The organism is Chitinophaga tropicalis (assembly GCF_009758205.1).
GTDB classification, from domain to species: domain Bacteria; phylum Bacteroidota; class Bacteroidia; order Chitinophagales; family Chitinophagaceae; genus Chitinophaga; species Chitinophaga tropicalis.
Map to the genome: position 1 here is coordinate 1,297,884 of NZ_WRXN01000001.1, position 26,168 is coordinate 1,324,051.

The 26,168-nt window shown below is 43.6% G+C and carries 20 protein-coding genes; 13 read left to right on the forward strand and 7 right to left on the reverse strand.

Annotated elements, in window-relative coordinates; all coding sequences use genetic code 11:
- Positions 1–24 precede the first annotated feature (24 nt).
- The 12 genes from GO493_RS05510 to GO493_RS05565 all read left to right on the forward strand — a co-directional run bounded on the left by GO493_RS05510 (position 25) and on the right by GO493_RS05565 (position 12,856).
- Positions 25–714 carry a response regulator gene (locus tag GO493_RS05510; RefSeq protein WP_157305089.1) on the forward strand — a complete coding sequence of 230 codons (690 nt, stop codon included), beginning with the start codon at positions 25–27 and terminating at the stop codon, positions 712–714.
- Between the two features lie 123 nt (positions 715–837).
- Positions 838–1,212: a response regulator gene (locus tag GO493_RS05515; RefSeq protein ID WP_157305090.1), complete on the forward strand. Its 375-nt coding sequence runs from the start codon at positions 838–840 to the stop codon at positions 1,210–1,212.
- 1,627 nt (positions 1,213–2,839) lie between these two features.
- Complete coding sequence (locus GO493_RS05520; RefSeq protein ID WP_157305091.1) at positions 2,840–4,027, forward strand: hypothetical protein; 1,188 nt, start codon at positions 2,840–2,842, stop codon at positions 4,025–4,027.
- Between the two features lie 21 nt (positions 4,028–4,048).
- Positions 4,049–5,407, forward strand: coding sequence for a hypothetical protein (locus GO493_RS05525; RefSeq protein WP_157305092.1), 1,359 nt, complete (start codon positions 4,049–4,051; stop codon positions 5,405–5,407).
- Positions 5,408–5,458: 51 nt separating this feature from the next.
- A complete protein-coding gene (locus GO493_RS05530) occupies positions 5,459–6,694 on the forward strand; it encodes a hypothetical protein (protein WP_157305093.1) in 1,236 nt (411 codons plus the stop codon).
- A gap of 249 nt (positions 6,695–6,943) precedes the next feature.
- On the forward strand, positions 6,944–7,366 hold the full coding sequence (locus GO493_RS05535; RefSeq protein ID WP_157305094.1) for a hypothetical protein: 423 nt from the start codon (positions 6,944–6,946) through the stop codon (positions 7,364–7,366).
- A 160-nt stretch (positions 7,367–7,526) separates the two neighbouring features.
- Positions 7,527–8,141 carry a hypothetical protein gene (locus tag GO493_RS05540; protein ID WP_157305095.1) on the forward strand — a complete coding sequence of 205 codons (615 nt, stop codon included), beginning with the start codon at positions 7,527–7,529 and terminating at the stop codon, positions 8,139–8,141.
- A gap of 53 nt (positions 8,142–8,194) precedes the next feature.
- Entirely contained in the window at positions 8,195–8,692 is a 498-nt protein-coding gene (locus GO493_RS05545; protein ID WP_157305096.1) for a hypothetical protein, read from the forward strand.
- A 78-nt stretch (positions 8,693–8,770) separates the two neighbouring features.
- A complete protein-coding gene (locus GO493_RS05550; protein ID WP_157305097.1) occupies positions 8,771–10,462 on the forward strand; it encodes an SNF2-related protein in 1,692 nt (563 codons plus the stop codon).
- Between the two features lie 45 nt (positions 10,463–10,507).
- Positions 10,508–10,933 carry a hypothetical protein gene (locus GO493_RS05555; RefSeq protein ID WP_157305098.1) on the forward strand — a complete coding sequence of 142 codons (426 nt, stop codon included), beginning with the start codon at positions 10,508–10,510 and terminating at the stop codon, positions 10,931–10,933.
- Positions 10,908–12,218, forward strand: a complete 1,311-nt coding sequence (locus GO493_RS05560; RefSeq protein WP_157305099.1) for a DUF3440 domain-containing protein — start codon at positions 10,908–10,910, stop codon at positions 12,216–12,218. Before GO493_RS05555 ends, GO493_RS05560 begins: the two co-directional genes overlap by 26 nt.
- On the forward strand, positions 12,215–12,856 hold the full coding sequence (locus GO493_RS05565) for a ParB N-terminal domain-containing protein (protein WP_157305100.1): 642 nt from the start codon (positions 12,215–12,217) through the stop codon (positions 12,854–12,856). The genes GO493_RS05560 and GO493_RS05565 overlap by 4 nt, the downstream gene beginning before the upstream one ends.
- A gap of 362 nt (positions 12,857–13,218) precedes the next feature.
- Here the strand turns inward: GO493_RS05565 and GO493_RS05570 are convergent, their stop codons facing one another.
- The 5 genes from GO493_RS05570 to GO493_RS05590 all read right to left on the reverse strand — a co-directional run bounded on the left by GO493_RS05570 (position 13,219) and on the right by GO493_RS05590 (position 23,641).
- Positions 13,219–13,908, reverse strand: coding sequence for a hypothetical protein (locus GO493_RS05570; RefSeq protein ID WP_157305101.1), 690 nt, complete (start codon positions 13,906–13,908; stop codon positions 13,219–13,221).
- Between the two features lie 10 nt (positions 13,909–13,918).
- Positions 13,919–18,163, reverse strand: coding sequence for a DUF6443 domain-containing protein (locus GO493_RS05575; protein ID WP_157305102.1), 4,245 nt, complete (start codon positions 18,161–18,163; stop codon positions 13,919–13,921).
- A 23-nt stretch (positions 18,164–18,186) separates the two neighbouring features.
- A complete protein-coding gene (locus tag GO493_RS05580; RefSeq protein ID WP_157305103.1) occupies positions 18,187–21,663 on the reverse strand; it encodes an RHS repeat domain-containing protein in 3,477 nt (1,158 codons plus the stop codon).
- Positions 21,664–21,733: 70 nt separating this feature from the next.
- On the reverse strand, positions 21,734–23,122 hold the full coding sequence (locus GO493_RS05585) for a hypothetical protein (RefSeq protein WP_157305104.1): 1,389 nt from the start codon (positions 23,120–23,122) through the stop codon (positions 21,734–21,736).
- 273 nt (positions 23,123–23,395) lie between these two features.
- On the reverse strand, positions 23,396–23,641 hold the full coding sequence (locus GO493_RS05590) for a hypothetical protein (protein ID WP_157305105.1): 246 nt from the start codon (positions 23,639–23,641) through the stop codon (positions 23,396–23,398).
- A 357-nt stretch (positions 23,642–23,998) separates the two neighbouring features.
- Between GO493_RS05590 and GO493_RS05595 the strand changes: the two genes are divergently transcribed.
- Positions 23,999–24,232, forward strand: a complete 234-nt coding sequence (locus GO493_RS05595) for a hypothetical protein (protein WP_157305106.1) — start codon at positions 23,999–24,001, stop codon at positions 24,230–24,232.
- A 25-nt stretch (positions 24,233–24,257) separates the two neighbouring features.
- On the opposite strand, the gene GO493_RS05600 is transcribed toward GO493_RS05595, so the two are convergent.
- Complete coding sequence (locus GO493_RS05600; RefSeq protein ID WP_157305107.1) at positions 24,258–25,031, reverse strand: metallophosphoesterase; 774 nt, start codon at positions 25,029–25,031, stop codon at positions 24,258–24,260.
- 126 nt (positions 25,032–25,157) lie between these two features.
- Positions 25,158–25,985 carry an RteC domain-containing protein gene (locus GO493_RS05605; RefSeq protein WP_157305108.1) on the reverse strand — a complete coding sequence of 276 codons (828 nt, stop codon included), beginning with the start codon at positions 25,983–25,985 and terminating at the stop codon, positions 25,158–25,160.
- Between the last annotated feature and the right edge of the window lie 183 nt (positions 25,986–26,168).

The window sequence follows — 26,168 nt, forward strand, 5'->3', positions numbered from 1 at the left end:
TGATATAGGAAATTTACGACGGAAATGGCATCTGAAATTCAGCGCAAAGGTAAATGCGGAGGGTTGGATAAGTGTTTCTATTTAGTGAATTTTTACCTGTTTGTTATTATGAAAAATAAATCTATACTGCTCGCTGATGATCACAGCATTGTTCGCAAAGGGCTGCGGACGATAATCACCGACATGCTTGGGTTTAAAGACGTGGAAGAGGTTGAAAGCTGTAACATGCTGATGGTAGCACTTAAGAAGCGGCCTTATACTCACCTGGTTTTGGATATGATATTGCCGGATGGCCATTGCATTGAGGTTTTGCCTAACATAAAATCTCTATATCCGGAATTGATTATTGCCGTTTTTAGCCAGCAGGAGCCTAATCCATATCTTGCCCTGCTTGGGCAATATGGCATTAAAAAGTTTATAGCAAAATCTTCCCCGGAAACCACAATAGTTAGCGGATTAAAAGAATTTCTTAATGAGGATAAATGCGAGATATATGATGGCTCAATAAAACAAACACCATTTGATACACTCACGCATCGGGAGCTGGAAGTACTGCATTATCTGCTCATTGGAAACAAACCAAGTGATATAAAGAATAAGCTAAATATTAGTCCACAATCAGTCCATACTTACACCCAAAGGATCATGGCAAAAACGAATACAGGGAATCTGGTGCAGTTGCAGCAACTGGCGAATGCCTGTGGATTCAGCTGATGAATATAGTTAGTAAGTCACATAACTATTTTACGTGTCGGATCTTCTTAGAGTTCTAATACCCCATGGAAACCATTGCTATGTATTAATCAACCTTATACGCTAATTAAATCTTATTCTGTTATGAAGCACCTTTCTGTCGCCATTGTTGATGACAATGATACAATGCGTTCCTCCGCCCGCGTATTATTGAAAATGTTGGGGTATTATGTGGCCATAGAAGCAAAGAATGGCCAGGACCTGATTTCGCAACTTGAATCTGCTATGGCCCAACCGGATATATGCCTGCTTGACTTAAATATGCCAGTAATGGATGGGTTTGAAACTGCCCAAGTACTATCTCAAAAATATCCCGGCATTCGAATCCTGGCATTTTCCGCACAAGCAACACCGAGCCAAATTCAACGTATCAAAAGTTGTGGTGCCCATGGCTTTTTATCGAAGGAAAGCGACATTCAACGGTGGAGAGAAGAACTGCGAAAAATAGCCCCTGATTAATCTTTTTGTATATGAACTATTGAAGGCTTCCAGTACATTCGTTTGTACATTCTTTTGATCAGCCTAGCAACTACCCAAGCAATAACATTGAAAGTATATCCCGGAAAAAGCATAGATCTAACTTTGAAGATCGTTTTCTTTGCGGTTGAAAATCAATTCTGTACCTGAAAAGGAAATTTTTTTTTGAGAAAGTGAGCGTTGAATATGTTTTTCGCTGTAGTTTTATGTTCTCACCGCAAATTTCGTGGCGGTGCTCCAAGTCAATAGTTTCTTCTTCTTCTTCGGTAAGGCAGCGATCTTTTTACCATAATTATCGCGCCATGAACCGATTCCTCAAGTTTGCTCAAAAAGCTGGTATAACGCCGCTGTCTTTTCAATTACCTTTTTTGCGTCACTGGTGTAAAAAGGCCATGCTTTATTTTGGCATTTTTACTCTAGGGAGTAAGTCTGTATCCTGCCGCCACCACATGGTCGCTGGAATCCCTTCTTACTTTAAACGAGCTGTTTTTTACCGACGCTTACGCAGGTATAATTAACGTGGATCCGAAGTTGTGTGGGTGGCAGCCTTCGTGACGACTTATGCACTATGAACAAAGCCAACTATACATTTTCTGAACAAATGCTTGTGCGATTTTATCATTTATTAAAGAATTGCTATGCCAACAAAACCTTATCTCAGTTTCAATTCCTCGTAAAAAAGGTAGACGGAACCATTATATAACCGGCAGGTTTATCCATAGCTGCATGAATGCAGCTTCACCTCCCATCCTCCGGGATCAGGATGTGAGATGGAGATTGGGAGCCGGGCCTATGGCCCTGGCTCTACCTGCTGGGAAAATTAAACCTTATTTCATTAGTTAACCCTAGTTACTATGTCTGCAGTAGCCTTATACGTTATCCTATTAATAGTTATAGCTTGCATACAATGCCGTCTTGCCGCTTTCAATTATATCTTAAAGCAGCGCTCAGGATTTTCTCCGTTGGATCTTCTGCGTGAGCAAAGCGCGTTCTCATTTTTCTTTAATTGTAAAATATTTATAAAGGTCCTATGCGACAAGGGCCTGGCTGGCCCTCCCTATTTGGGCGGGTTCGGCCAGGCTAAATTTTTTCCATTTGCTATCCCGGTAAATGGCATGAGTAAACGCAGACGCCGATTTTGTAAAGCGGCGCCTCCAGATTGCCAAAGTCCCTAGTGAATTTAAGAAGTTTTATAGCCACTCTCCGGCCTGGCTACTGGCCAAAGTGTTCAGGTGCAACACTCGAAAGGAGGCGGGATGAATCCGGCGAACATTCCGCTATCCTTTTATCTAAGTGACATAGACTTTTTAATTTGACCCGACCAACCAAGTATCCCAACTAAAAACAGACATCAGCACAATCAAAGGTGCAAGTAAGGTGTATCTATAAACACACCAAACAGCCATGGAAGTTACAAGCCCGATTAAACAGGTCCTAAAAATTGGCATAAGAAAGATTAAAGAAGTGAGATTCCCCAAAAGCAATTGAAGCACTGCCGCCCAGTAATGGCAGGTAGCCTTATTGTCTGCACCTTACCTTAAGAAGGCGTAAGATGTAGTGCTGTCAGTGCCCAGGAATTAACATTGTGTAGAACGAAAAAGCAAAATTTATGCAAAAGGTAATCCTTTTTGTTGTGGTCATGCTGGTATTTATAAAGGGATTTAGCCAACCCTCTTATAAAAAAGGGTGCATTGTTACCAGGAATGCTGATACCCTGCGTGGATATATATACTTTAACCGTATTAATACTCCATTGTTCGAGCTCAGGTATCGCCCTACGGCTTCCGCAAAGGAAAAAATTATTTCCTCTGCCGACATCTCTTGCTACTGGATAAGGGGGCAGGGAAAGTTTATTAGTACGCCTGTGTTGCTTTCCATCTATGATCTCCACAGGGAAAACGACATGGTATATAATGACAACGTACCAGTGATAGCACTCCTTAAAGAGCTTGTAAAAGGCCCTAATTATTCTCTATATAAGATGGAATATGAAAAGGACCGCTTTTTCATCTGCAGAGAGGATACTCCCAGAATTGTAGAGGAACTGATAAATCTTGAAACATCGGGCTATTACGCCGTCCGGCGCTACAGGCAGCAGCTGGCATCGATGCTGGATGATGAGGATCCGTACCAGGAACAGATACGCCTATGCGAATATGTGGAAGGGGATTTAAAAAAAGTAGCGACTTATCTAAACGAAGGCGCCCCTGTCCTAAAAAGCCGGTCACACCTGGTCAGATGGTATGTCGGGGCTGGCATCGCAAAGATGTGGCCCTATATGGGCTCCCATTTTTATACGCTAAATCCGATGACACCCGCCTTAGGGATATCTCTTACTGCCGGATTTACAAGGCCATGGCTAAAAAGAACAGAAAAACTGATTTCAGGGTCAAGCCTCACACTTTCTGCCTTGCAGAGTTGCTACCAGCCGGCAAGGCAGGACCCAGGCTTTCTGAGGAAAAATACGCATGATATTATGCTGGCAACGCTTACATCCATGATTAGCTACCGTGTACTGGACCGGTTCCATTTCCGTTGCTATGCGGGTTTGGAAGGTTATGCGCGGTTTGGCATTTTCAAACCAGTACCAGCAGCTGCAGATGCTAGTTCGGTATGGAAGGAGGTTCTGAGAAAAACTTTAACTGGCGTGATGTCAGGAATAAATATCAATGCCAGAGTTGAATTCCGGAAAATAAGTATCGCAGCCTCCTATGCCCTCAAGACGCTGCCATCCTTTGGTAATGATGTAACCCTGGATTGTAAAAGTAGGGCTGTCATGCTATACTATTATTTTTAAAACGTGCTAATATTATCATATATGAGACCTCAATTATTTGTTTTCCTGGTTTTGGTAATCCTCCCTCTGGCCTCGGCAAATGCGCAAGATATTTATGATCGGGGGTACATAATAAAAAATAACGGCGACTCCCTGGCAGGTTATCTTCTCTATAATGGTGCCCCGGCAAGATATTTCAAGTTGCAGTATAAAAACCGAACAAATACAGCTCCCGTTTTCATAGCTTCCTTAGATATTGTCCGCTTTAAGATAGGGGATGACCTTTATGTAAAAGAAACAGTCGACATGTATGAGCCCCTTATAAATCCTTTTGAAAAAACCATTAGCACACTTACTCATCAGATGACCTGCTTTCTGCTTCGTAAAGCTGCCGGTCCTGTCGTAGATCTTTATTCATATAACGGAGAAAGACAGCGTTTTTTTATCCGTATAAAAATTCATAAAGACAGTATGGGAACCTATCCCGGCCTTCAGGAGCTGGTGTACTGGGAACCGGCATATTATAACTCGGTCGGTCCTTTTGAAAAGATGGACATCAGAAGCTATAGTCATATTGACAGCCAGATGGTTCGCGAAAAAGGGCAGTCACTTTTCTATTTTGGCTACCGGCGACAGTTGAGCTCACTTTTGAAAAATCCAGAATTCCAGATATTTAGGAATCTGCCTTACCTGGAACCGTTTTTAGTGGCGGCTATTGATTATATCAATGGAGGAGGCAGCTGGAACCCTCCTACAATCCCCAGAGATGTTACTGCTAAGGTTTTTATAGCTGCCGGGGTAACTGCAGGCAGAACAAAAGCTATTGAAGCCACTCACGAAAAAGCAACTGCGAACTTCCCTTGGCGCATCTTTCCAGTATTGGCGGCCGGAGTAGAACTACAGGCACCAAAGGACGCTCCTTCATTTTGTGCAAGGATGCAGCTATCCTGGACGCGCTTTAACACTGGAACCGGAAGGATGGATTTTTTCAACCGTCCTACCTACTATTTGGCTTATGATATCCAGTCTTTGGCGTTGACACTTGCCCCAACCTGGAAGATTGCCAATGGATGTGGTCCTTTTATCCTATATATGGGACCGGAGCTGACCCTTGAGGAACTCTTTATTAATACCACCCGCTTTGGTAGTGAAATGGGTGCGCCCCTAATCGATTGGTATGATGCCAGGTTCCAAAGAATGATGGCCACATTGGGAATTTACTGGCTGCTCAGGGCAGAAAAATATGCTTTAACCATACAGGCGCCGGTATTGTCAAGTAAAATTCTCTTAGGTAATACTGATTATATGTTAGGGAAAACACAGGCGGCCATCGGCCTGTCCTATAACCTGTTGGGGCATAAGGCCCGCAAGCTCAAGAAAATAGTGTGGCTCAGCCATTAAGCAAAAGGCAAAAAGTAAGTATATGTAATAAGCAAAATCTTTAAGTAAAACATGAAACCCTTTTTTGTTTTTGTATTGGGCCTTTGTCTGCCGGTACTTATAGTAGCTCAAAGAATGTATAGGTGTGGATACCTGGTAGACCGGTTCGGAGACACACTGAGCGGTCAGATTTCATTTGATCACTGGAAGGAGCCGGGCAAGATTTTATTTAAAGCGCCCGGAAGCCCGGTGGCCCGCTATTCACTTTATGAAATAAGGCTCATTGTTTTTCCTGGTAGTGATACCTATAAGCGCATTATAGATGAGGAAGGCCCCAAAATACTCCATTCCCTGGTAGATGGAGGTTATATTCAGCTCTATGAACAGATGGGGGGAGAGTGTCATTTTTACTTAGGCTATGGAGAAGATTTTATGCCGGCAGTAATTGACCCTCGATCCTTTAAACCTTTACCCAAACCTATTTACAAGGATGGCTGCAGTTATGTGTTTTCCTATTATGATCCTCGCAAGGGTGTAATGCCCCTGGTCGATACCCTTGAATTAAAAGGTACTTTTTTTTCAAAGCCATGGCTGGAAGAACTGGCCTATAAGCTAAATGGGGGAGCGAACGCACGCTCCTTTACCTCATTTCGTCCCTCTACTCATTTTGTTCCCTTTATAGGTGCTGGTCGCGGCCAGGCCATTGTAACCGGTGGCCCTGACAGGGCCTGGCTTTCAGTGCTGGCATTTGAAAAACAACCAGTGGTATACGTGGAGGCTGGCGTAGATATTTATAATAACTGGTTTTTTAAAGGTTTCAGGTTGCGGCTTTCGGCCTCATACCTTCCTCGTGTGGCAATTTCAGGACGGAATAAATCAGATAGTACCTTGTCAACGGTCAACTTTTATACGCGCCAGTCCATGTCTACGGTGGGCGCCGCCCTTCTTTATGGCCACAGTATTGGAAAAGTCTGTTCATATGCATATCTGGGGATCAGCAATAAACTACAGATCTTAAACTATAACCGTCCGTCGCTGTACACCACATTTGATGGCACGGTAACACATTTTCCTGATGAGTTAGCTTATTACAAAGCCGGAATGTCCACCGGCCTAAAGGCTGGTCTTTTGTTTTCCAGGGCAGCACGGATCGAAGTGACAGGATTTTATGATTGGGGATTTGGCTTTGCCAATTCCAACCGGGACGGATACTCACTTTACCGCAACACGGCAGGTGTTGGGATCGCTTTTCATTTTGCCAGGCGTCCGCAGGACCTGCATTGTAAGGAGAAGGAGACAATCCTTTGATAAAGATTTATTTTATTCATTGATAGGTTCCTTTGAATATCAAAACTGTAATGCACCATGATTAAGGAGGTAACATTTGAAGATTTCAGGAGAAAACACCCATCATCATACCGGGAATTACTGTTGCGACTGTCCTTAAGTTCCTTGGATACTGCGGTGTTAAAGTTTTCCGGTATAAAATCACTAAGAATATTTTCAATCAAGAGGTGTCTTTATTATAACTGTCTTGCTGATAGCAGAATGAATTCCATGGTAAATGAAGAAATTTTTCAAAGGATACCGGAGGATAAAAGTTCAGAGCGTTATCTGCTCACAATAGGTACGTGCTATCAGTCAGAATCATATGATGATTATCAACGGCAAAAGGACCTGTCCTTTACTGAGCACATAGAATATGCGGTGCTGATAAAAAATAAGAAAGCATTGTTCCGTTTAGTATCAATGGAAATGAATCAGCTGTCAAAAAGCCTGATTACTATTTTCCTGTACACTATAGGAGGTATCGTCAACATTGAGGCCAGCTGCATCTGTGTGCCCGCCAGGGATACTATATTCCTGGACGCATTGAAGCGATCAGGATATGAAATAGGAGAACAGAGTTCCGGGTGTTATAATGTTGTAAAGGGGCAAATAACCCCCGGTTATTATTTACTGAATGACCGTGCCGGCTAGAGTAACCTAATATATAAACCTTAATTCTTATTGTGATGAAACAATACCTTTCCTCTTCCTAAAATTACCCGTCCATATTTGTTAGATGGTGTTTTTGACAGAATCTATTTTATCACTGTTCTGCCATATCCTTTATGGCCGAATACTAAATCTTTTTGTCATGTATATTATTAGACAAAATCTGGGATGGGTAACTACCAAATCCACTGATGTTACGATAGGTGTAAAAACCTTTTCGATCACTGATCTGGTAAAATATTATCAAGGAATCCATCCCTACGACAGCTATCACTATAGGTCATCCATGTACCTCTGTACAGTAGGTTTAGAAGAAGTGCTGAGAGCGCCGGTTTATAACAGGCAGGCTGACGTAGATAAGGTCTTTTTTGAGGCAGTCACACATTCCTGTGCAAAATTCCTGCTTGACTGGGCCTATAACTGGCAGGAGGTATACCGCCAGCTTGCAGCTTCCAATCTGCAGTTTCGGGAAATCATTATTCGTAAAGGTGAGTATCCGCTTACCGAAAAGCAATACAAGATGCTCTATGTTGAAGTAATCAAAATGAAAACTTTCTTCCGTATTCTGAATATGAAAGGGGCACTGCGTATGATACTTACTTTTTTGGAGATTGTACTTTCCCGATGTGTGGTATGTATACAAACAACGCCAGAGGTGTACCCTTTTGCACTTAAAGATAAACCGCAAGCACAATTAGCATTACCTGCTGAAAGCCATGCGGAGTTGCGGATACTAAAGCCGGGAGATCGTTCCTGATAACCATTCTCATATTCCTGTTATTTGTTTAACCCATATAAATCTTATTCTTTATGTATTCTAAAATTTTAATTGAGAGGGTTAATGATAAAATTAAAGTCATTTCACCCTATAATGAACAATTTGTAGAAGAAGCTCACTTTCTGAAGGGACAATGGAAGAATAATGCATGGTGGTTTGACGACAGCGCCATAGATAGCATTCGCTACCTGTTGCAGCGAATGTGGAACGTGACTGGGGAAGTGCCCTATGAAAACTGTTGTTTGCTTATAAAAAATTATACCAAATGCGTTCCGCGCGGCGCGGTATATCTTTTTCATAGAATGGTGGCAAAGGCATTTAGCCGCCTGAGCAAGATAAAGATGGGTGCAGATATTGATTTTATGGATGGTACGATTAAGCCTGGTGGAAACCTGTATTTCTGGGAAACGCAGGTACTGGAAGCAACTTTTAAAATCTGCAATTTCCCGTTACCGGCAACCACGTTGCCAGAGGTGCAGAAGGCCATCACCGAAGGTTGGTGTGAGATTAAAAGGCAGCAGGCACAGTAAGAGTAGAAATGGAAATAAAGACTGCCAGTCGGGATTAAATAGGCTATTGTAAGGCTACGTAGACTATGATCATCTTGAATGCCTAAAATGTCGGGATCAATGGTTTTGGAAGTCCTTCAGAAACGGCTGTTTGGAGCAAGGTTGTACAATACGGACTTATATAACAGTAAGGGCCAAAGAATTCAGCGGCTTTACATAAGATACGGGATCAACAACCATCAATATAAAACTAATGCATGGTTTGAGGTGGTAAATGACCGGTTGACTGTATTTGTTCAGGTAGAATGTAAAAATGGTTATAAAAGCCAGGGAATTCAGACCGGACTTGCAAAGCGATATAAAAATGAGATAGAAAAGCAGTTTTATGAGATTATCAACAATTGTGAGCTGGAAAGGCGAAAAATTCCCTTACATGAACGGCTGAAAGATGATATACCGCCAGTCTGCGATGCTAAGAGTCTGCTACACCAGGCGCAGGCGCTTAGCTTCCTGTGCAGCATGAAAGTATCGGCTTTGTTTGCCGATCCAGGTGTGGGTAAGTCAAAACCTGTGATCAATCTTTGTGAAAGTCGCTATGAGGCAGGTCAAATTAAAAAGGCCATTGTTTTCTGTGCTGTATCCATCATTGAAAACTGGAAGGAACAACTGGACCTATGGTGGACCTGCAAGGGATTGGAGTGGAAGATAGTGGGCACTGAAAGCATGAGCTGCAGTCCAGGGGCCATCTTTGATGCGTTCGATTTTGTGGATAGTGAAACGCAGGTAATAATCGATGAAAGCCACATGGTGAAAGATCCGTTTGCCAAACGGTCAAAACGGATCCTGTATTGCGCATCAAAAACCAGCTTTAAGGTGATTATGACCGGCACACCCACCGAGCATCTTAAAGATCTGTTCATGCAGTATGCTATGTTGTCTGAGTTGATTACCCGCTGTAACAGCTATTTCCAGTTTGAGCAGCAGTTTTTGATCATGGGGGGGATCGCCGGTGATGAGGTAATTGGATACAAAAACCTGGATTATCTCATGGGGTTGCTGGAACCCTACACTCTGCAGTTAAAGATGGAGGAGTGTTTGAACATTCCAGCCAAGGTTTTCTATGAAGTCGAATGTGACCTGAACTCCCGGCAGCGTGAGTTATACGAATATCAGAAGGAATCCTTGATAAGGATCATTGCCAGAGATGAGGCCATTCCGCTCAATACCATTTTTGGCTATCTGACCCGCATGCAGCAGATAGCCTGTGGGTTCTATAAAAATTCGTACACAGGTGAGATCGAGGATTTGGGCACAGAAAAATTGAAAATGCTCTACCAAACCGGTTATGAGCAGGGGCAGACAATTTTTTTCTGTAAGTATCTACATGAAGTAGATGTGCTCATAGATTTCCTGGGAGCCGGTAACTGCGCCGTATTTACTGGCAGGAACAGAAAAACAAGAAACTTCGAAAAGGAACTGTTCCAGGCGCAGGAGAAAAAATACTTTCTGGGGACCATGGGTAGCGGAGGGGTTGGGCTGAATGGTCTGCAGTGTTGTCATCGGCTTATTTTTTTCTCCAATTCCTTTAAAAGAATTCAGCGCAGACAATGTATTGCCAGGGTGGAGCGCTTAGGCCAGCAAGAGAAAATGGGTATTTGGGACATGTTTACCACTGCAGGTATCGACACCAAGATCCGGAAGAACGTGGAAAAGAAAGAGGATCTGGCCAATGAAATCAGAGAATTGCTCCATGACAGGACGCGGTTTAGACAGTACATCGAAGAACTATAAGCGGGCTAAATTGTTATATTATAAAATTATATTAACTAAATTGGTATGGTTAGAATTAAGCATCTTCAAGGCTGTTCTGCGGAGGTCTACGAAATTATAGGCCGCTATGCAATGGATCATAATGTAATTTTGATGCGGGAAAATCTCCCCATAATTACAAAGGAAACATACACATGGCATGTCCTTATGGAAGGCCAGAAAGTGAAAGCTTTTGTAGGAGAAGAGCAGATACTGAGTTATACGAAACTCCAGTCATTTGTCCCTCTGAATGCCACGAAGAAAGAACTGCGGTGGTTTATTAGACAAGTGGTGAAAAGATGGCAGAAGACGCAAAACCCGAAGCTGACTATAGCCGTACGACATGAATATGTTGATATATTTGTAAATGAGCAATTTGAAATTGTAAAACGAAAAAAGAATTGGACAGATCTCGCATTCTTCCAATATGAAAAAGTACAACAAGCAACTTAATGTCTATGAAGCTTTCCTGCTCCGCATGGATTATATATTCCGGGAGTTTGATAACATTTATGTCGCTTTTTCGGGGGGGAAGGACTCGGGCTTACTGCTCCACCTGGTGATGGATTATATAAAGCGAAAGGGCATCACCCAAAAAATCGGCCTTTTCCATCAGGATATGGAGGCCCAATACGAGCTAACGACTGAGTATGTTACGGCTATGTTCGACAAATATCTGAATCTTGTGGAACCTTACTGGTTTTGTGTACCCATGGCTACACGAACAGCAGTCGGTAACTACGAGATGTTCTGGTACCCATGGGATGATGAGAAGCGCGAAGCTTGGGTGCGCAGCATGCCTACTATGTCCTATGTCTATAATCTTACGAATAACCCTATGACTACCTATAAGTACAAAATGCTTTATAAGGATCACGCCAAACAATTTGGCAGGTGGTATAAAGATATCCATGGTGGAGGGAAGACCATTGGGCTCATAGGGCTCAGGGCCGATGAAAGCCTGCACCGTTATAGTGCTATTGTGAACAAACGATATGATTATAAGGGGCAAAAATGGATCACCGAAAGCTCTGAAAATGTCTGGACAGCTTCACCGCTTTATGATTGGCAGGTTGATGATGTCTGGATTGCCAATGCCCGTTTCGGCTATGAATATAACAAACTGTATGACATGTTTTATCTGGCAGGTGTTGCTGTGAGTGATATGCGCGTAGCAAGCCCTTTTAGTGATGAAGCAAAACACAGTTTAAATCTTTACCGGGTAATTGAGCCAAAGACCTGGACCAAATTGGTGGGCAGGGTGCAAGGGGCCAACTTTGCAGCGATATATGGTGGTACTAAGGCAATGGGCTACAGGGAAATAACGCTTCCGCATGGGCATAGCTGGAAATCTTACACGAAGTTTTTGCTGGCGACTTTACCCGAAGAAGTTAGGAATAATTATAAGGAGAAGTTTATTACCAGTATACAGTTCTGGGCCCGTACAGGTGGCGGCTTTGCTGAAGAGATCATTCAGGAGATTGAAAATTGCGGCTATACTATAGAAAGAAATGGCGTCAGTAATTATACGAAGGATGGGAAAAGCAAGATCACCTTCCGGGGGATTCCCGACCATACTGATGATGTAAAAGGAACCATTGATATTCCCTCCTGGAAAAGGATGGCATTTTGTATATTGAAGAATGACCATAACTGTAAGTTTATGGGATTTGGACTCACTCAGTTCCAGCAGAAACAAAAAAAAGCAATTATTGAAAAGTATAAAAATACACTATGACGGATCTCATCAGACAAAAGGCGGAAGAGTTGTGCAGGCTGATTGGGGATATTGAGGATGATGACCAAAAAATCGATACACTGAACCAGGTTAGAAAACAGCTGCATGAAGTGAGCCCCCTCAAGCATCATCCGGTCGATTTTGTTGAATGGGTAAAAAGTGAAACGGTTGAAGCAAATGATTACAATCCCAATCACGTGGCGGCGCCCGAGGAAAGGCTGCTGTTGAAATCCATTTCGGAGGATGGGTATACTATGTCGATTGTGACCAGCAAGGAGGAGGAAATCCGGCGTATCGTGGATGGTTTTCACCGCCGCCAAATTGAGCGCAGTTATAAAAAGATCAGTACCAGTACTTTCGGGCGCGTTCCAGTTACGACAATCCGTTCCGGCAAAGATGGACTGGCAGACAGGATTGCCAGCACTATACGCCACAATAGAGCTAGGGGTGAACATGCTATTGATGGCATGGTGAACATTGTAAAAATATTAAAAATTGACTGTGATATGTCTGATGAATGGATTATTCGCAACATCGGTATGGATCCGGATGAGCTGTTGAAACTATCACAAATGACTGGTCTTGCAGCGTTATTTAAGGGAAAGGAATTTTCTGCTTCATGGGAGGCAGAAGAGTAGTATGACAAAGATGTTCAATTTTTATAGAGTTGCCTCAATGGCGAGTATATGCGAATTGATTTATTGATTTCGGTCAATTGAAATAATGTGTAAATTGTTTTCATAGGATAAGGTTTAATGGTTAATGGTATTTGATTAGTGCAGCCTCCCCTCCGGGAGGCTTTTTTATTAGTCACTGATTTGATTGCAGCAGATGATTGCAGATAATTTTTTACTTGTTTTCGCGAATTATTAAGAATAGCGACGGCCCTTAATAGGGCCGTCATTATTTATCGTCTTACTTTAAATTAATCAGCTGTGAACTCATCAACTTAAAGATCTTTTACGTTACTTCAACACCACGCAGTATATCGACAAATTATTTACACACTAGTAATACCGGCAAGCAACGATTGTACCTTCTGGAACTCTTCAACGGTTTCCTCTGTCATATCATGCTTCTTTATCTCCTTCGCATATGCTTCCACTAACCTTGTATAGTTACTATTGCCTGCAAGCTTTGCGGCGATCAGCCCCTTTACGATACGATAACGCTCGTTGACCATATGTATAGATTCTTTATCCGGTTTTTTATTTAGCACCGCATCAATAGCATTCACATTGTGGTGCGCCTGGAAGTAGGGAAGTGCCAACCGCTCAAATATCTCCTTTAATGCGTTACACACCAGGGTTATATCCTTTTTTTCGAAGACAAGTAAGTCAAAGGATTGGTTAATCTTTTTAGCTATACCATCCGGATTAGCGTTCAGGTCTGCCAGCGCGGCGCCTATCGTAATAAACTGTGTCGGTTTTTTAAGATGCTTATTGAGCGTGATCTGCTGATAGATTGCTTCTACAGCTTTTACATGCACATAGGCCACCGGTTCCACCAGAAAGCCTTTTTCTCCGGTTTTCAAAACGGTCCTGTCATAGAAACGGATGTCATAATTGAACAACGCGCTTTCTGTATCCTTTAAAAAGAATTGATTCTTCTGATCGGCATTGAAACCTGCGGCTGTCATTGTTGGTGTTAAACACTCAAATAGTTCTTTGATAACCTCTTTTTTTTGCATAATTGCATATTTATTCCATAACAAATGTACCGGTCTTGGAATTCCATCGATAAATGCCTGTCTTAAGTTTGGATGGGTCGATAATAAATCCTTCAAAGGCACCTGCATTTTTACCTGACAACACACCTTTGATACCTTCAACGAAGAAGTCACTTTGTCCGCCACTTAATTTAGCACCATCCACTTTTGATTCAATGGCCGCGAGAAATTTATCTTTTTTTGCAAGTAGAAAATCAATTCTCAGGTTTACGCCGTTATCAAGTTTTACGTAAACCTGCTCCAAGATAACAGCGCCTTTAAACTTCTTCTCCAACACCGCTTTCGTAAGTTCCTCGCCAAGTTTTCCTTTGGGCGCAGAGGCTTTCAGGTTACTTAACTGAAGCGTAAACGGATTTTCATTGGTATTTCTTGCGAACCTGGCCAAACTGGTTCCAGTTATCTTGCCGAGCACATAACCAAACGCAACACCACCAACGAGCTCAACGGCACCGGCATTAGCTTTGGCAGTATATTCTGCCTTTAGCGCCAGATCTTTTGTATTTCCAGCCTGCTCTGCATAGGCAAAAGTATTCGCTGGCGAGAAAGCCCAGTATACCATCAATTCAAACAACCCCTTGACCCCTTTGAATTTGTACCCTGGATCACCTGGTCCGGGATCCTGTGGGTCTTGAGGGAACAGGCCTTCATAGTCAATAAACCGGATGGGATTGCCAAATGCGTAGCTATAAGGGCTATGCCTGCGCATAGAGTCGGCCAACGGATCGACAGTATGCCAACGACCGATCTGTGGATCTTGCATCCGGGCACCAAAGTCGTACCATTCCAGGCTGGCGCCATCTTTGAACTCCCGGCGCTGCAATTCCTTTCCGTTAAATTTATACTCGCTTGGATCATATAGCGCCCCTTTCAGCGCATGCGACGAAAGACCAGCCATTGTCAGCCCATAAGGATAGTAGTGGTTCTCTTCCAGTAAGGGCCCAGACAAATGGGTCACCATAAAATTATCAAAATAAACATCAGCAGCACTCTCATTGTTCAGGTACAGGTAGATAAATCCCGATTTCTGCACCACCATTTTTCCAAGCACCAGCGACAATAGTGTATTGGGGCTACCCGGCACCTGGAGGACGCCACTATTACCATCGACCAGGTTAAATTGATCATCAAAAGCGGCATAAGATAAATATGCCTTTGGCTGCGTAGCCTGGTTCTGATTAGGATCTTTATCCCTCAACTGCTGATACTCACTGTTTGTAAGACTATACAGCGGGGAGCTTGGACCGTTAGAATAGTGACCATTCTGTACGATACCACCGCTGCTAAAACTGCTTAACAGGGCAGATAGCATGGCCGATACCGTGTTTGATGAAGTATTGGCGGTGGTGGAAGTATAGAAAGCCTTTACCGTCGCCGCAATCGTGTCTCCCCTCATCACTTTCAATACAATTGCTGGCCCTATCTTCTGTCCGGTGCTGCCATTCAGCTTTGCAACAAAATCGTTGGGATTGGTGGTATTATCAGTTGGGTAAGACGCCGGCTTGGCCGTCCTGGTCAGATCAATATTACTATAAGTAGCGTTCTCAACAGCAGTGCGGGCGTTCTCCATGGTAGCGGCATATTGCGCTGTATCCTTACTGCTCCCTAATACTACCCGAACATTACCCTGGTAATCCTTCTCAAACCAGTCATGTACATAAGTGACAGGTACGCCGCTTTTAAATATAGTACGAATTCGTCCTTCTTCCGTCAATATGTATTGTAAGGAATCGTTGACATATACAAATGGGCCATCATAGTGAGTGACGGTGTTGGTCCCGCTACCTCCCGAGGTATCAGCCACAATCTTTGCAACCTTGACTCCAAGGGCATCATGGTTAAAAAATACTTTACCGCGATTTTTTACGAAGAACTGGGCTGGCCGGTTATTGTAGTCGTAAACAATAGTATCTATATCCTTATTCTTGTCCTTCGACAGGTTACCCGAAGGATCATACCAGTAATCCTGCGTTTCTGTATTCAGGATTTCCTTAAAGTCACCAAGCGCCGTGGAGGGATTATTTCGTTTGTCTGTCACATAGTTTAAGCGGTTGCTGTTGGCGATGTATCCATACTTTAACGAATCAATTGTCTTAATTGCCATACCGTCCATGCCTACTTGCTTCATGCTTAGCAGGTTGCCATTCAGATCATAGCTCAGGTTACTTACCGTGAAATCCATCAGGTTGCGTGTCCAGGCCGTGGATCCCTGATTCTGTTGTGTGTAGTCGGCAGCGATGACGCGATCCAGCTTATCATAATTATATCCATAAGCTCTTGCGTTGCCATCAGAAGCAGTCTTCCATTTTATCCCGGCAATATTGCCATCATAGCATTTATTGGTAAAACCATATTCGCGCATGATCTGCTGTCCGAAGAAATTCGAGGTACTGCCGGTAGTTGTGACATACGCTTTATTGATGGCATTCAGGTTTCCGCGTAAATCGTATTCATACACCAATGACTCCAGCTGTGATGCGCTTCCCGTTGGTGCCAGCCGCTTTTGCTTGACACGGCCCGACTCATCATAGCTTAGCAATGCCAGATCGGTCTGTGTCGAAAGGTTGTCATTTAACCGGTACTTGGTCGAGTCCAGCCGTCCGACCACATCATAATGATTCATCGTCAGCAATGTCGTCTGTGGCGTCGTAGTACTAAGCGGGTTGGTATGTCTCACATAGGTGCTGAGTGTCTTTCCCTGAAAGTCATACAGGGTATTGGTCACTGTACGGCCACCCATCGTATTCTCTGCGGCAGTCTGTACCTGCCGACCTTTGTCATTGTAATAAAAGCTGCTTATAAGGTACTGTGAATTACCTACGATATTTACCCTACGTCCAGTCAGCAGACCCCGCGTCATTGTACCGGCAGTGGCGGCGTTTGCCTCTGCATAACTGTTGCTATAAGCCATCACTTTATTTACATCCACTGATGAAAAAGCAATAACACCATTGTAGGTATAAGTGTCATAGTAACTGTTGGTCATCTTTACTACCTCTGTTGCCGTGTCAATATCAGGAATCGATACTGTTGGGGAATAAGGCAACGACTCTATATAGTCTCGAAGTTGTACGCGGCTATAAGGGGTGTATATTATTCCAGACATCACTTCCCTGTCCAGTTCATCATAATAATACACTTGCCACTGTCCGAAACCTTTGCTGATGCCATTACGTTTACAGATCAGCCGGTCCCGTTTATCATAAATCTGCTCGGTACTGTCTGTCCCGGGCTGCTTACTTACTATCATCCGTCCCCTTTCGTCGTACCGATAGATATAGCATAGTTCTGCAGCAATGGATGTGGTAATGACCCAGTTACTTTTGATCGCATCGACGGCCTGTGGGCTAATAACAAATCTCAGGTTATCAAAATCATCATATACATAATAGGTACAAGCCCAACCAATATGGCCACTGCCTGGGGAGGCCGTGACTTGTCGTTTCATCAGAATCAATCTTCCGTCCTTGTCCAGGTAGCTGACCGTCATCTCGTCATCAGGGCTCACATCGACATTTTTATACAATGTGTTCGCAGCGTATAATGCAGTGCTGCTACTTGTGGGAATCACTCCCAATGCAGCCATCGTCCATACATGTACAGAGTCGCTAACCGCATTGGTAAGGTATTGCTTCTCCATCGGCCGGTTACCTCCCAATTTCGCATAAGGTGTACCGGGCAGGTAACGCTTCTCAATACGGCTTAAGGGAGAGGCCTCGAATTCAATTTCCCCATAGGGAATACTTTCACCATTGACGCCGGGGTTAGCAGTGGTATTCGCATAGTAGGCCTGTTGTCTTATAAAGGGATCGGACTTAAACTTACCGTCACTGGTATTACCGGTCAAGGGGGTAAAAGACAAATACTCAAAACCCTCCCGTCCAAAAGGATCATACCAGAAGGGTTTCACTATGTCTTTTCCGGTAGGACTGAATCCTTTCTGGACCACCTGCAGATCCCGGCCCAGCCCATCATAATAAGTGGTTTGCTGACGTACTTCTCCCACAGTACGGGAAGAAGATTTTATAACGGCGGTATCGGTAGATGGCATCGCAGGCTGCCATACACGGACATAATTGATCGTTGTACGGGAATAGGCGCCTGGTACCTGCCCGGTTATAGGGCTATTGGTGTAGTCCTCGGGGATAATCTGCGCCTCGACCACTTGTACCACCAGTAACAGCACCAGAGCCGTTAGGGAACGGAGAATATTTTTCATTTCTTTGGAGTTAATAGGTTAGGTTATTGGGTGATCGGCTTTAAGTATTGGTAGTCCGCTATTTTGATGACCCGTCGATCCTGGTCACGCATCACTGACAGGCGACCGATATCATCATAACTGTAATACGTGATATTATTGCGCTGATCACAGATGCTGGTCACCCCTTTAAAAGGATCATACGTGTAAGTCTTCATCATAGCCGTTTCGGGGTAGAGCCGTACTTCGTCAATAATACCACCAGAAATAGATACTGATGTAACACCGCTCACCCGGTGGGTAAAGAACGTCCAGCCATCCGCTGTTGTCTTGCCCTTCTGGGGATAGCCGCTGGTGGTTCCTGTGATCGTAAGGGCGGTAGAAGATTTCAGCCAATATGATACGATGTACGCCTTGCTGCTGGTCATTCCCGAAAATCCCAGCACTCCGCCTAATGTATTGTAGCACCTGTTACCGGTAGGTGCGGTAGGATCTGCCACAGGCGGACCGGAAAATGTCCAGTTGCCCTTTTGCTCGGCTTCGAATGAGGTATAAGCCACCTGGCTAAGTGGTGCATTTTTCACCTCGGCGACAGGCAGCGCTTTCTTATAGTCATACAGGTAACTGAGTGGTCCGCTGCTAATAGGGGTCAGCGTTGTCACCTGGTTAAATTCATCATATGCGTCAAAAGAACTTACTAACTCATAATGGGCATCCTTTGTAAACGTACCCCCGCTATTACTTTGGATAAAGCTGGTTAAAGGGATAGGCGCTGTCAGGCGTAGTTGGTAGACTTTATCGGGAACAGGTTTTGTCTGCTGATAAGTAGTCAGAACCCCGCCCACCACATAGTTTGTGCCGCTGATCGTCTTATATTGGATGACTTCCACCGGCACAAGCATATTCTTACGTTGCAGGTTACGCATCGCCAGCACATCCGCATTGGCAGTGGCGGTGGTATCGTAGTCAAAAGAATAAATGGTCTTCTGTTGCACCTGCCCGCCCTTGCTATCCAGTCGGCTCGTATTGACAGGTAAGGTGTGTCGTGTGGAATTTACAGTATAATCTGTCTGAGTGACCAGTTGCTGGGTAGGCAATAAGTTGATCTCCTTGTTTTGAGTCATGTTAAAACGCCTGGTGAATACGGTTGCAAGTGACGTATTGTACACTCGATTAGTTGAGATAGGGCAGTATTCAGAATAATTCACCCTTATACCATTGGACTGGCCGATACGCGCAGACTCAGTATATACATTTTGAATCTCTTTAATCAGCGTATATACCCCGCCACTATATTTATATATCTTTTGATTGGATAAGGAGCCTGACACCCAGCTGTTGTTGATCGGGCGAACATGCGGACTTACTGAACTTCCTGCCTCGTTGGTGCTTGTGAGAAATACACTTTCTGTTTTGCCAAGTATACCTATGGAACTGGAATCGATCATTGTCACATAAGGATATTCAATATGCGGACCCGCTGCTGGAATGATACTCTCGTCTTGGATAGTGGCCATGGAATTACAGGTCAAACAGGCGAGGCCACTCACCGTGTAGTTAAGCATGCTACTGTGGTAGAATGGAATATTTTTGAAATTTACCTGTGTGATACTGTCCTTATACATATATCTTCTGTATTTAGCAGGAGTTCCCATACTGTCGTTCTGAATAATCCTGGCCACTCGGACGCCGCCAAGAAGATATGGTTGAGGTGTGTTCCACTGTTCAGATTCCACCACGAAGTTGCTGATATGATATAATCTGGGTGGCCCGTCTACACTCTGGCCAGGCGTAAGTGTGTAAGTATAGGTGCCGGGAGCCAATGCTTTGATCCATTGTCCGCCCGTCATGCCCGGTGAATTAGGTAGATTAAACACATCATATAATGGACTCAGGTCGGTTGTCGGAGTAGGCCCTGTAAACTGTACGGTCGGGTCCCAGAAATGAGTAGGGTCAAGCTCCATTATACCGGTTATCTGAACGGTCACGAGGCCACCACCATTGATGGCAGGTATGGTAAAGCTTCCGGAAACAGTATTCTGGGTTGCTAGTGTATTTGCGTTCACACGCGTGACAAAACTCGTTGCATCACTGATGTTCAAATACGGTGACTGGTCAGTGATCTGGGTATACTGCGTAACCTTTATCTGGTTGGGCTCATATTCGATAATGGTGCTGCCACCTGTAGGGTAATCGATCTGTTTTAACATACCATTCATGCTGGCGGTAGTCGCGCCTCTATCCGCAAAACTTACGCTATAATCTCTCCAATAAGGCCAGATCGAGAAATACCGCGCAATTGGTATGGATGAGAAATTTGTTTTGCCATTAAAGTATCCCCAGTGATCTTTGGAAAATGAGATAAAAGAAGGGAAGCTGGCGCCCTCATTGTGATACTGAAATTTCCATCGCTTGTCCACCAGAGCACCATTCAGCTCTTCTACACTGGACAATTTCAATCGTTTTCCATCACTGCTGCCGAAATATCCCTGCACAAAATTATAATCCTTTACTTTCTGACCACTACTATTGTAGATAGTTAAACCTTTGACATAACTGACATTGTAAGTAGGTGCGACGGCCTGAATGTCCTGGCGAAAATCGGTACTGATCTTAAATTTTACATATCCGTTATCGAACAGTATGGAGTCAGGCAAAAGGCATCCTACCTCAACTCGCTCGGTATATCCAGTAGGGCCAGACGTTGGACAGCCGGAAGGTGGAGAACCAATCCCCTCCCAATGGCTAAGGCTTGATTTGGGGATATCATAGGCATAATTAAACACTTTGTATTTGAAGTAGATGTTGCGGTTTTCACTTGTCACAATGCGTGTGAGCTGATAACCTGTAATATCATTGAAGTTCAGACGATAGTCAAGATCAACTGTATTATAACGCTGTCCTCTTTCAATGCCTCCGAAATAATAGGTGTTATTATCATTGTCTATCATCACAACAGTATCGCCCACCCATTTGACCTGCATATCGTTCTTGGGCATCGTCTGGATCTTTCCCAGGGTGTCATAGAAGAACTGTCCGGATTTGCCCAGGAAATTATAGTTATACATGTCAAACTCGCTGTCCTCATTACCTGCAATAATATTCTCCAGGTAATTCATCTTGTTAAAGGCAGTCATATGTCCTCGTTGGTAGGTCTTCAGGTCAGTCATGGCACTGGATCCAACGCCACCATACAGCAGACCGCCCGTTTTGAGATCATTGACCCCGCATTGCTGAAAGGAAACGATCCCTCCAAATTGAAGCGTCCACCCGTCACCGACACTGGAGGGGATATCTTCGACTTTTAAACCATTTTTATAATATGATAGCTGGATAGGCAAACTAAACTCCCCAATGGAGATCTTCGCCAATGGTATCTCGAAACTGGCCGTTCCGGCACATTCTGACACGGGAAGGTCACCATATTTATCCAGGGCGGCCACATCCGGAGATTTGGGCATAATCTGAGGTAATGTGTTCTTTGAGGAGCTTTGTGTATAACCGACTTGCATCGTTGTCATAACGACGATAAATGCCGATACTATTTTTTTCATAGAAAAAAGGATGAAGATTGAAAATGATTGTATTGACTTAATTCTTGGAGTAGTTAAACCGAATTAAAAAGGGGCTATTGAATGGCGCCTGCCGGCGAGCCAGGAAATCGTAGAGTACCTGAAGACTGCCATTTAGCTTCGCATTTATTTTATATTTACGTGAGAAGCCCATCAGGGCTGACCGCTGCCAGCCGTTCCAGTTCTTTAACTCCCTGACATTAGAGAAGGATTGATAATGGTTCATTTCAACACCACCATTGAAATAATAGGTATCTTTTACTTTCCATTCGAGAAAGCTACGAAGACCAATTCCTTCATGAGAGTAGCGCAAATGATCTAGTGAACCAAAGGAAGCCTTGTAAGACAGGCCAATGCCCACGGTCTTTTTTTCATGAAGCTGATACCCTATCTGCAAACCAACGTCGGTAAGGCCAGGATACCAGTTATTGGCACGTTTAAACTCAAGATTGCCCCCCAGCTTCAGGCGCTGTAAAAAGGGCTTCGTCCGCATATTATTAGGTTTAAAATCGGGCATCTCAGCCGCCCTGTCGAGGTTGGGAAATTTTGCTTTTAGTCTCGAAAACTGATCGCGCGCCTGGTTAAGCTGTGCATTGGCAGCCTGTCTGGCCGAAGGATCTGTACCGATTCGCGCCAGTAATGCCTGATCGATCTGGCTACGGGTTTGTAAGCCTTCTAACGCCTGGGCAGGACTTTCGGCCATATTTACCCCGAATAAACCGCTCAGCAGCGAATGCTTCTCCATAAACCGGTTAAACCCCTTGGACTGACGAAGTATGGTCATGGCTTTACGCTCCGCTTTAACAGGATCGCTAAGGCTTTCTTTTATCTCCTTTGTCTGCTGGCTGTAATAGTACATTTCCTTTTTATACTTACCGAGGTGGCCAGCCAGGTTCGTATAGGTACTGAGGTCTGACAATAAGCTTCGCTGCCGGTCCCGCAGTTCATCAAAGATGCGATCTGATGTGCCCAAAGCGTTCTGCAAACCATTTAATTGGCCAAGCGCCTTTTGCGCCAGCTCTGTAAGATTAGAGTTCTTTTCAAGATACCGGAATACACCCTGTAATGTATCCAGGTACTGGTTATAAAATTGACCGGGCATACCTGCTGTAGGGACCTTAGCGGCCAATTGCGAACGCCACTGACTGAACTTGGCCTCACAGTTTTGTGTAAGTGACTTTGCTTTGACAGGATCGATCTTTTTAAGCCTTTTAATAGCACGGCGTTCCAGCTGCTCCGCGCGGTTGATAGCTTTTAAGAGTTGACGATCCACTTTGGATTGGTAATCCTGTAGCTTCGACTGGGTGACAGAAAGGTAATCCGGAGGTAAATTATTGTCAGCGGGAGGCTGAGCATACAGGTGTGGGGTTGTGGCAATGAAAAGCCATAGTACGTAGAGATGCTTCATTGGTACGAATGATAAGGTTAAGCAGTAATTGTTTCGAACAGAAAGGGGTAAAAGGGGTTTAAAAGTCCATTACAACAATTATTTAAGGATATAGGATGAATCTCATATCGTACCTAAGTTAATTATTCCCGTGAAGAAAATGGTTAATAAGAAGTTAATGAGGCTAATAAGTAAACCCGGATATCAGATTATTCCTCCAAGAGCATACATTTTGTTAGTACTGCATAATCCTCTGTTCTCTGAACCGTAAAAATTGGTCAGCATATTCCTTTTTCATTTATTTAGCTCCTCATTACATTTAACCATGCATCCTCTTTCAAGCATGCTGACAGCTTCCTCGACTTCAATATTATCTCCGTACCATTCAATAATCAATGACGTAAGTTCTGCTTCATCGGGTAGATATTTTTGTAAATCTTGTGGAATTTCTGCTTTTGCCTGTTCAAGTACTTCGGTCTTGTATGAATCTACACTCATAAATATCTGGTTGAATTTTTTAACTAAAAAATATTTTGCCATAGTTTCCTGTTTGCATTTTTTCTTTTTGGGGGGGCGGATACGATGGCTGGTTTTCTAAGATTTCAAGGAAGGAAAATACGAAAAAATGATGGCTTATTTCAAGCAGATATTGTAAATAAAAACCAGTGATTCCGCCAGGACAGGCAAACCAGTGGCTTTTATCAAAAAGGAAAATTCAATGTTATCAGATTCAGAAAGCAACTTTCACTTATAATAGACAACTAAACAGCCCTTTCTATCCAAAGCATTAGAAAATAAATTGCACCGGCCCAGGGTTCTATGATTTTTTATTAAATAGGTTGGAGAGCTTTGTTTTGACGCCTGGTCAGCAAAGTATAAGTTTTGTATCTTTGAGATATGGCAAAGAATCAAAAAACACCCACTAATACTAATGGTATGAAAGAAGATCTTGAAGAACGGAAAAAATTTTACAAGATGCTTCTCGCTCCAACAATGTCGCTTGAGGAAAAGATGGATGAATTGGGGGATTTGTCCAAAGAGGATTTGGCTGTTCTTTTGGAACAGTTTAAGGCTGATGAGGATTATGAAATTTGTCAGGCTATAAAACAAGTACTTGACGATAGGAATTGAGGTAATAATTCAGACTGAGTAACTACTAAATATATCTATAGTTTTGGGGATACAATTCAGGCAATGGATCTGATTGCCAGTATTGTTTACTGTCGACATTCATAATCGTTAACTTTCCCCTATGGCCTGCTCCGGTGTCAAGGTTCAGGATGTTCAACGCTCTTAATGGTTTATCTGTCCCTAGTTTCGTTGTAGGAGTATGGCCTATAAAAACCTCTTTGAAGTTCGTTCCATTAAAAAAATCGCGTGTAGTAATTCTGTTTCTCTGGTAGGTATGGCAGTGCAGGGCTTCCGACCACATATCCCGGTCCCAATAAAAGTCAGCCGGCCGCTGTTTGTCCAGGGAAAGATACCTGTTAAACCCAGCATGCACAAAGCAGCGGTGTTGCTCGTCTATATAGTAAAGGTGCTGACTTGCAAAAAAGGCTCTATGGGTTAAGGGAATATCCGCTGCTTGAAGTGATGTCTTATATCCTGCTCCTGTTGCTCGGAAAAGTCCCTTCTTGCCGGCATGTTCAAGATAGGATACCAGCGTTCCTTTCCCGCCAAAGTTCCAGGAAGCAGGATGGAGATCCTTTCTGATAAAATCGTCTAACCAGTCATCGTGGTTGCCTTTTAATGCGATCAGGCGAGGGATTTTAAGTAAACATTCCACGCATTCATACACCTGAGGATACCCATCGGTGACATCTCCCAATTGAATCAGCATGTCTTTTTCATAGTCAAAGCAAGACCGCTCCAGGCATTGCACTAATGCTTTGTACCCACCGTGTATGTCTCCCATCACAAATACCCGCATCCTCGTAGTAACGTAGTTTTTATGTACCTACGCCGAAGGTCCGCCGCTGATGGTTAACTATCAAGAGTTCTTTATCATTTCTTTGTCATAGAATCGCTGTTTTACACTTGGGTATATGTATCCGTCTTATTTGTTGTCAAAAAAGTGATCAGCCCGCCGATCCGCATTGACCAGCAGCATCTGCAGGAAGGGAAACTTCTCCTTTTTGCGCAAGCATATTTCTTCGTAGGTCTTATAAATATTTGCGATTGGGCAGTTCCAGTCCTGGCAGATCGTTTCAACAACAATACGCGTAGATGGGTTACCAAAAGCTTTCACCGCTTCAAGGGCAAAGATTAGTTCAGCCAGATATACTTTGCGCAGCTTAAAATGGAGCGGATGTGGTAATGGAATTGTTTTGCCCTCAATGGTATCAATGCGACCCTCGATATATGTCCGCAGCAACCCATGCGCTTTAATAGTGGCAAACCGATAGGTCATGGCGGTATAAAATCGCTCGTCGTAATAAGGAGCATGCTCATCCAGTAAAAGTTGCTCAGAGGCTGTAGTCCTTAAAAAATACTGGCGGTCAGAATGGGTTGCCAGGGACCGGTAATAGGCATATGCCTCACTGTTACGTTTAAAGTAATACAGTACCGTCTGGAGCTCATCAAGGTAAAACTGGCGCTGAAACAGACGCTCGGCTTCCGGTACCCGGGTTTCAATATCAACAACCAGCGTATTAAAAATCAGTAAGCTGTTGAATTCAGGAAATATATTTTTAAAAAACTCAATTTCTTCTTCCTCATCAGCAAACTGATAACTGATAATATATGCCTTTAATTCGGCTAGAATTTGTCCTATAAGCCTGGTAGCTGAACGGGCATGTATTAGGACTTTATCACTTTTCTCAAGCCGGATTTCAGCCAGACCGTCCTGTAATTTTTCATATAACTGTTCACAGAATCGTTTCATAACAGTTCGGGTTATACTTAGTCAATGGAGCGTCCCGCCTGCCGGGCGCAGACTATGGGAGCTCCTGAGTCTTGCAATGATATTACCACAAAAACATTTCCAGAAGCCAAAAAATAAGGGTTGCAGCCGGTTATGTAACCCCGCTTAAAATGTTGATTTGCAGTAAGTAAGTTGTAGGGCGGT

What these genes read in the sequence shown, in the direction of transcription:
- GO493_RS05595 (WP_157305106.1), top strand. Translation starts at nt 23,999, where the DNA reads ATGGCAAAGAATCAAAAAACACCCACTAATACTAATGGTATGAAAGAA.
- GO493_RS05525 (WP_157305092.1), top strand. Translation starts at nt 4,049, where the DNA reads ATGAGACCTCAATTATTTGTTTTCCTGGTTTTGGTAATCCTCCCTCTG.
- GO493_RS05540 (WP_157305095.1), top strand. Translation starts at nt 7,527, where the DNA reads ATGTATATTATTAGACAAAATCTGGGATGGGTAACTACCAAATCCACT.
- GO493_RS05555 (WP_157305098.1), top strand. Translation starts at nt 10,508, where the DNA reads ATGGTTAGAATTAAGCATCTTCAAGGCTGTTCTGCGGAGGTCTACGAA.
- GO493_RS05550 (WP_157305097.1), top strand. Translation starts at nt 8,771, where the DNA reads ATGCCTAAAATGTCGGGATCAATGGTTTTGGAAGTCCTTCAGAAACGG.
- GO493_RS05580 (WP_157305103.1), bottom strand. Translation starts at nt 21,663, where the DNA reads ATGACAACGATGCAAGTCGGTTATACACAAAGCTCCTCAAAGAACACA.
- GO493_RS05520 (WP_157305091.1), top strand. Translation starts at nt 2,840, where the DNA reads ATGCAAAAGGTAATCCTTTTTGTTGTGGTCATGCTGGTATTTATAAAG.
- GO493_RS05585 (WP_157305104.1), bottom strand. Translation starts at nt 23,122, where the DNA reads ATGAAGCATCTCTACGTACTATGGCTTTTCATTGCCACAACCCCACAC.
- GO493_RS05575 (WP_157305102.1), bottom strand. Translation starts at nt 18,163, where the DNA reads ATGAAAAATATTCTCCGTTCCCTAACGGCTCTGGTGCTGTTACTGGTG.
- GO493_RS05535 (WP_157305094.1), top strand. Translation starts at nt 6,944, where the DNA reads ATGGTAAATGAAGAAATTTTTCAAAGGATACCGGAGGATAAAAGTTCA.
- GO493_RS05590 (WP_157305105.1), bottom strand. Translation starts at nt 23,641, where the DNA reads ATGGCAAAATATTTTTTAGTTAAAAAATTCAACCAGATATTTATGAGT.
- GO493_RS05510 (WP_157305089.1), top strand. Translation starts at nt 25, where the DNA reads ATGGCATCTGAAATTCAGCGCAAAGGTAAATGCGGAGGGTTGGATAAG.
- GO493_RS05565 (WP_157305100.1), top strand. Translation starts at nt 12,215, where the DNA reads ATGACGGATCTCATCAGACAAAAGGCGGAAGAGTTGTGCAGGCTGATT.
- GO493_RS05600 (WP_157305107.1), bottom strand. Translation starts at nt 25,031, where the DNA reads ATGCGGGTATTTGTGATGGGAGACATACACGGTGGGTACAAAGCATTA.
- GO493_RS05605 (WP_157305108.1), bottom strand. Translation starts at nt 25,985, where the DNA reads ATGAAACGATTCTGTGAACAGTTATATGAAAAATTACAGGACGGTCTG.
- GO493_RS05560 (WP_157305099.1), top strand. Translation starts at nt 10,908, where the DNA reads ATGAAAAAGTACAACAAGCAACTTAATGTCTATGAAGCTTTCCTGCTC.
- GO493_RS05515 (WP_157305090.1), top strand. Translation starts at nt 838, where the DNA reads ATGAAGCACCTTTCTGTCGCCATTGTTGATGACAATGATACAATGCGT.
- GO493_RS05545 (WP_157305096.1), top strand. Translation starts at nt 8,195, where the DNA reads ATGTATTCTAAAATTTTAATTGAGAGGGTTAATGATAAAATTAAAGTC.
- GO493_RS05570 (WP_157305101.1), bottom strand. Translation starts at nt 13,908, where the DNA reads ATGCAAAAAAAAGAGGTTATCAAAGAACTATTTGAGTGTTTAACACCA.
- GO493_RS05530 (WP_157305093.1), top strand. Translation starts at nt 5,459, where the DNA reads ATGAAACCCTTTTTTGTTTTTGTATTGGGCCTTTGTCTGCCGGTACTT.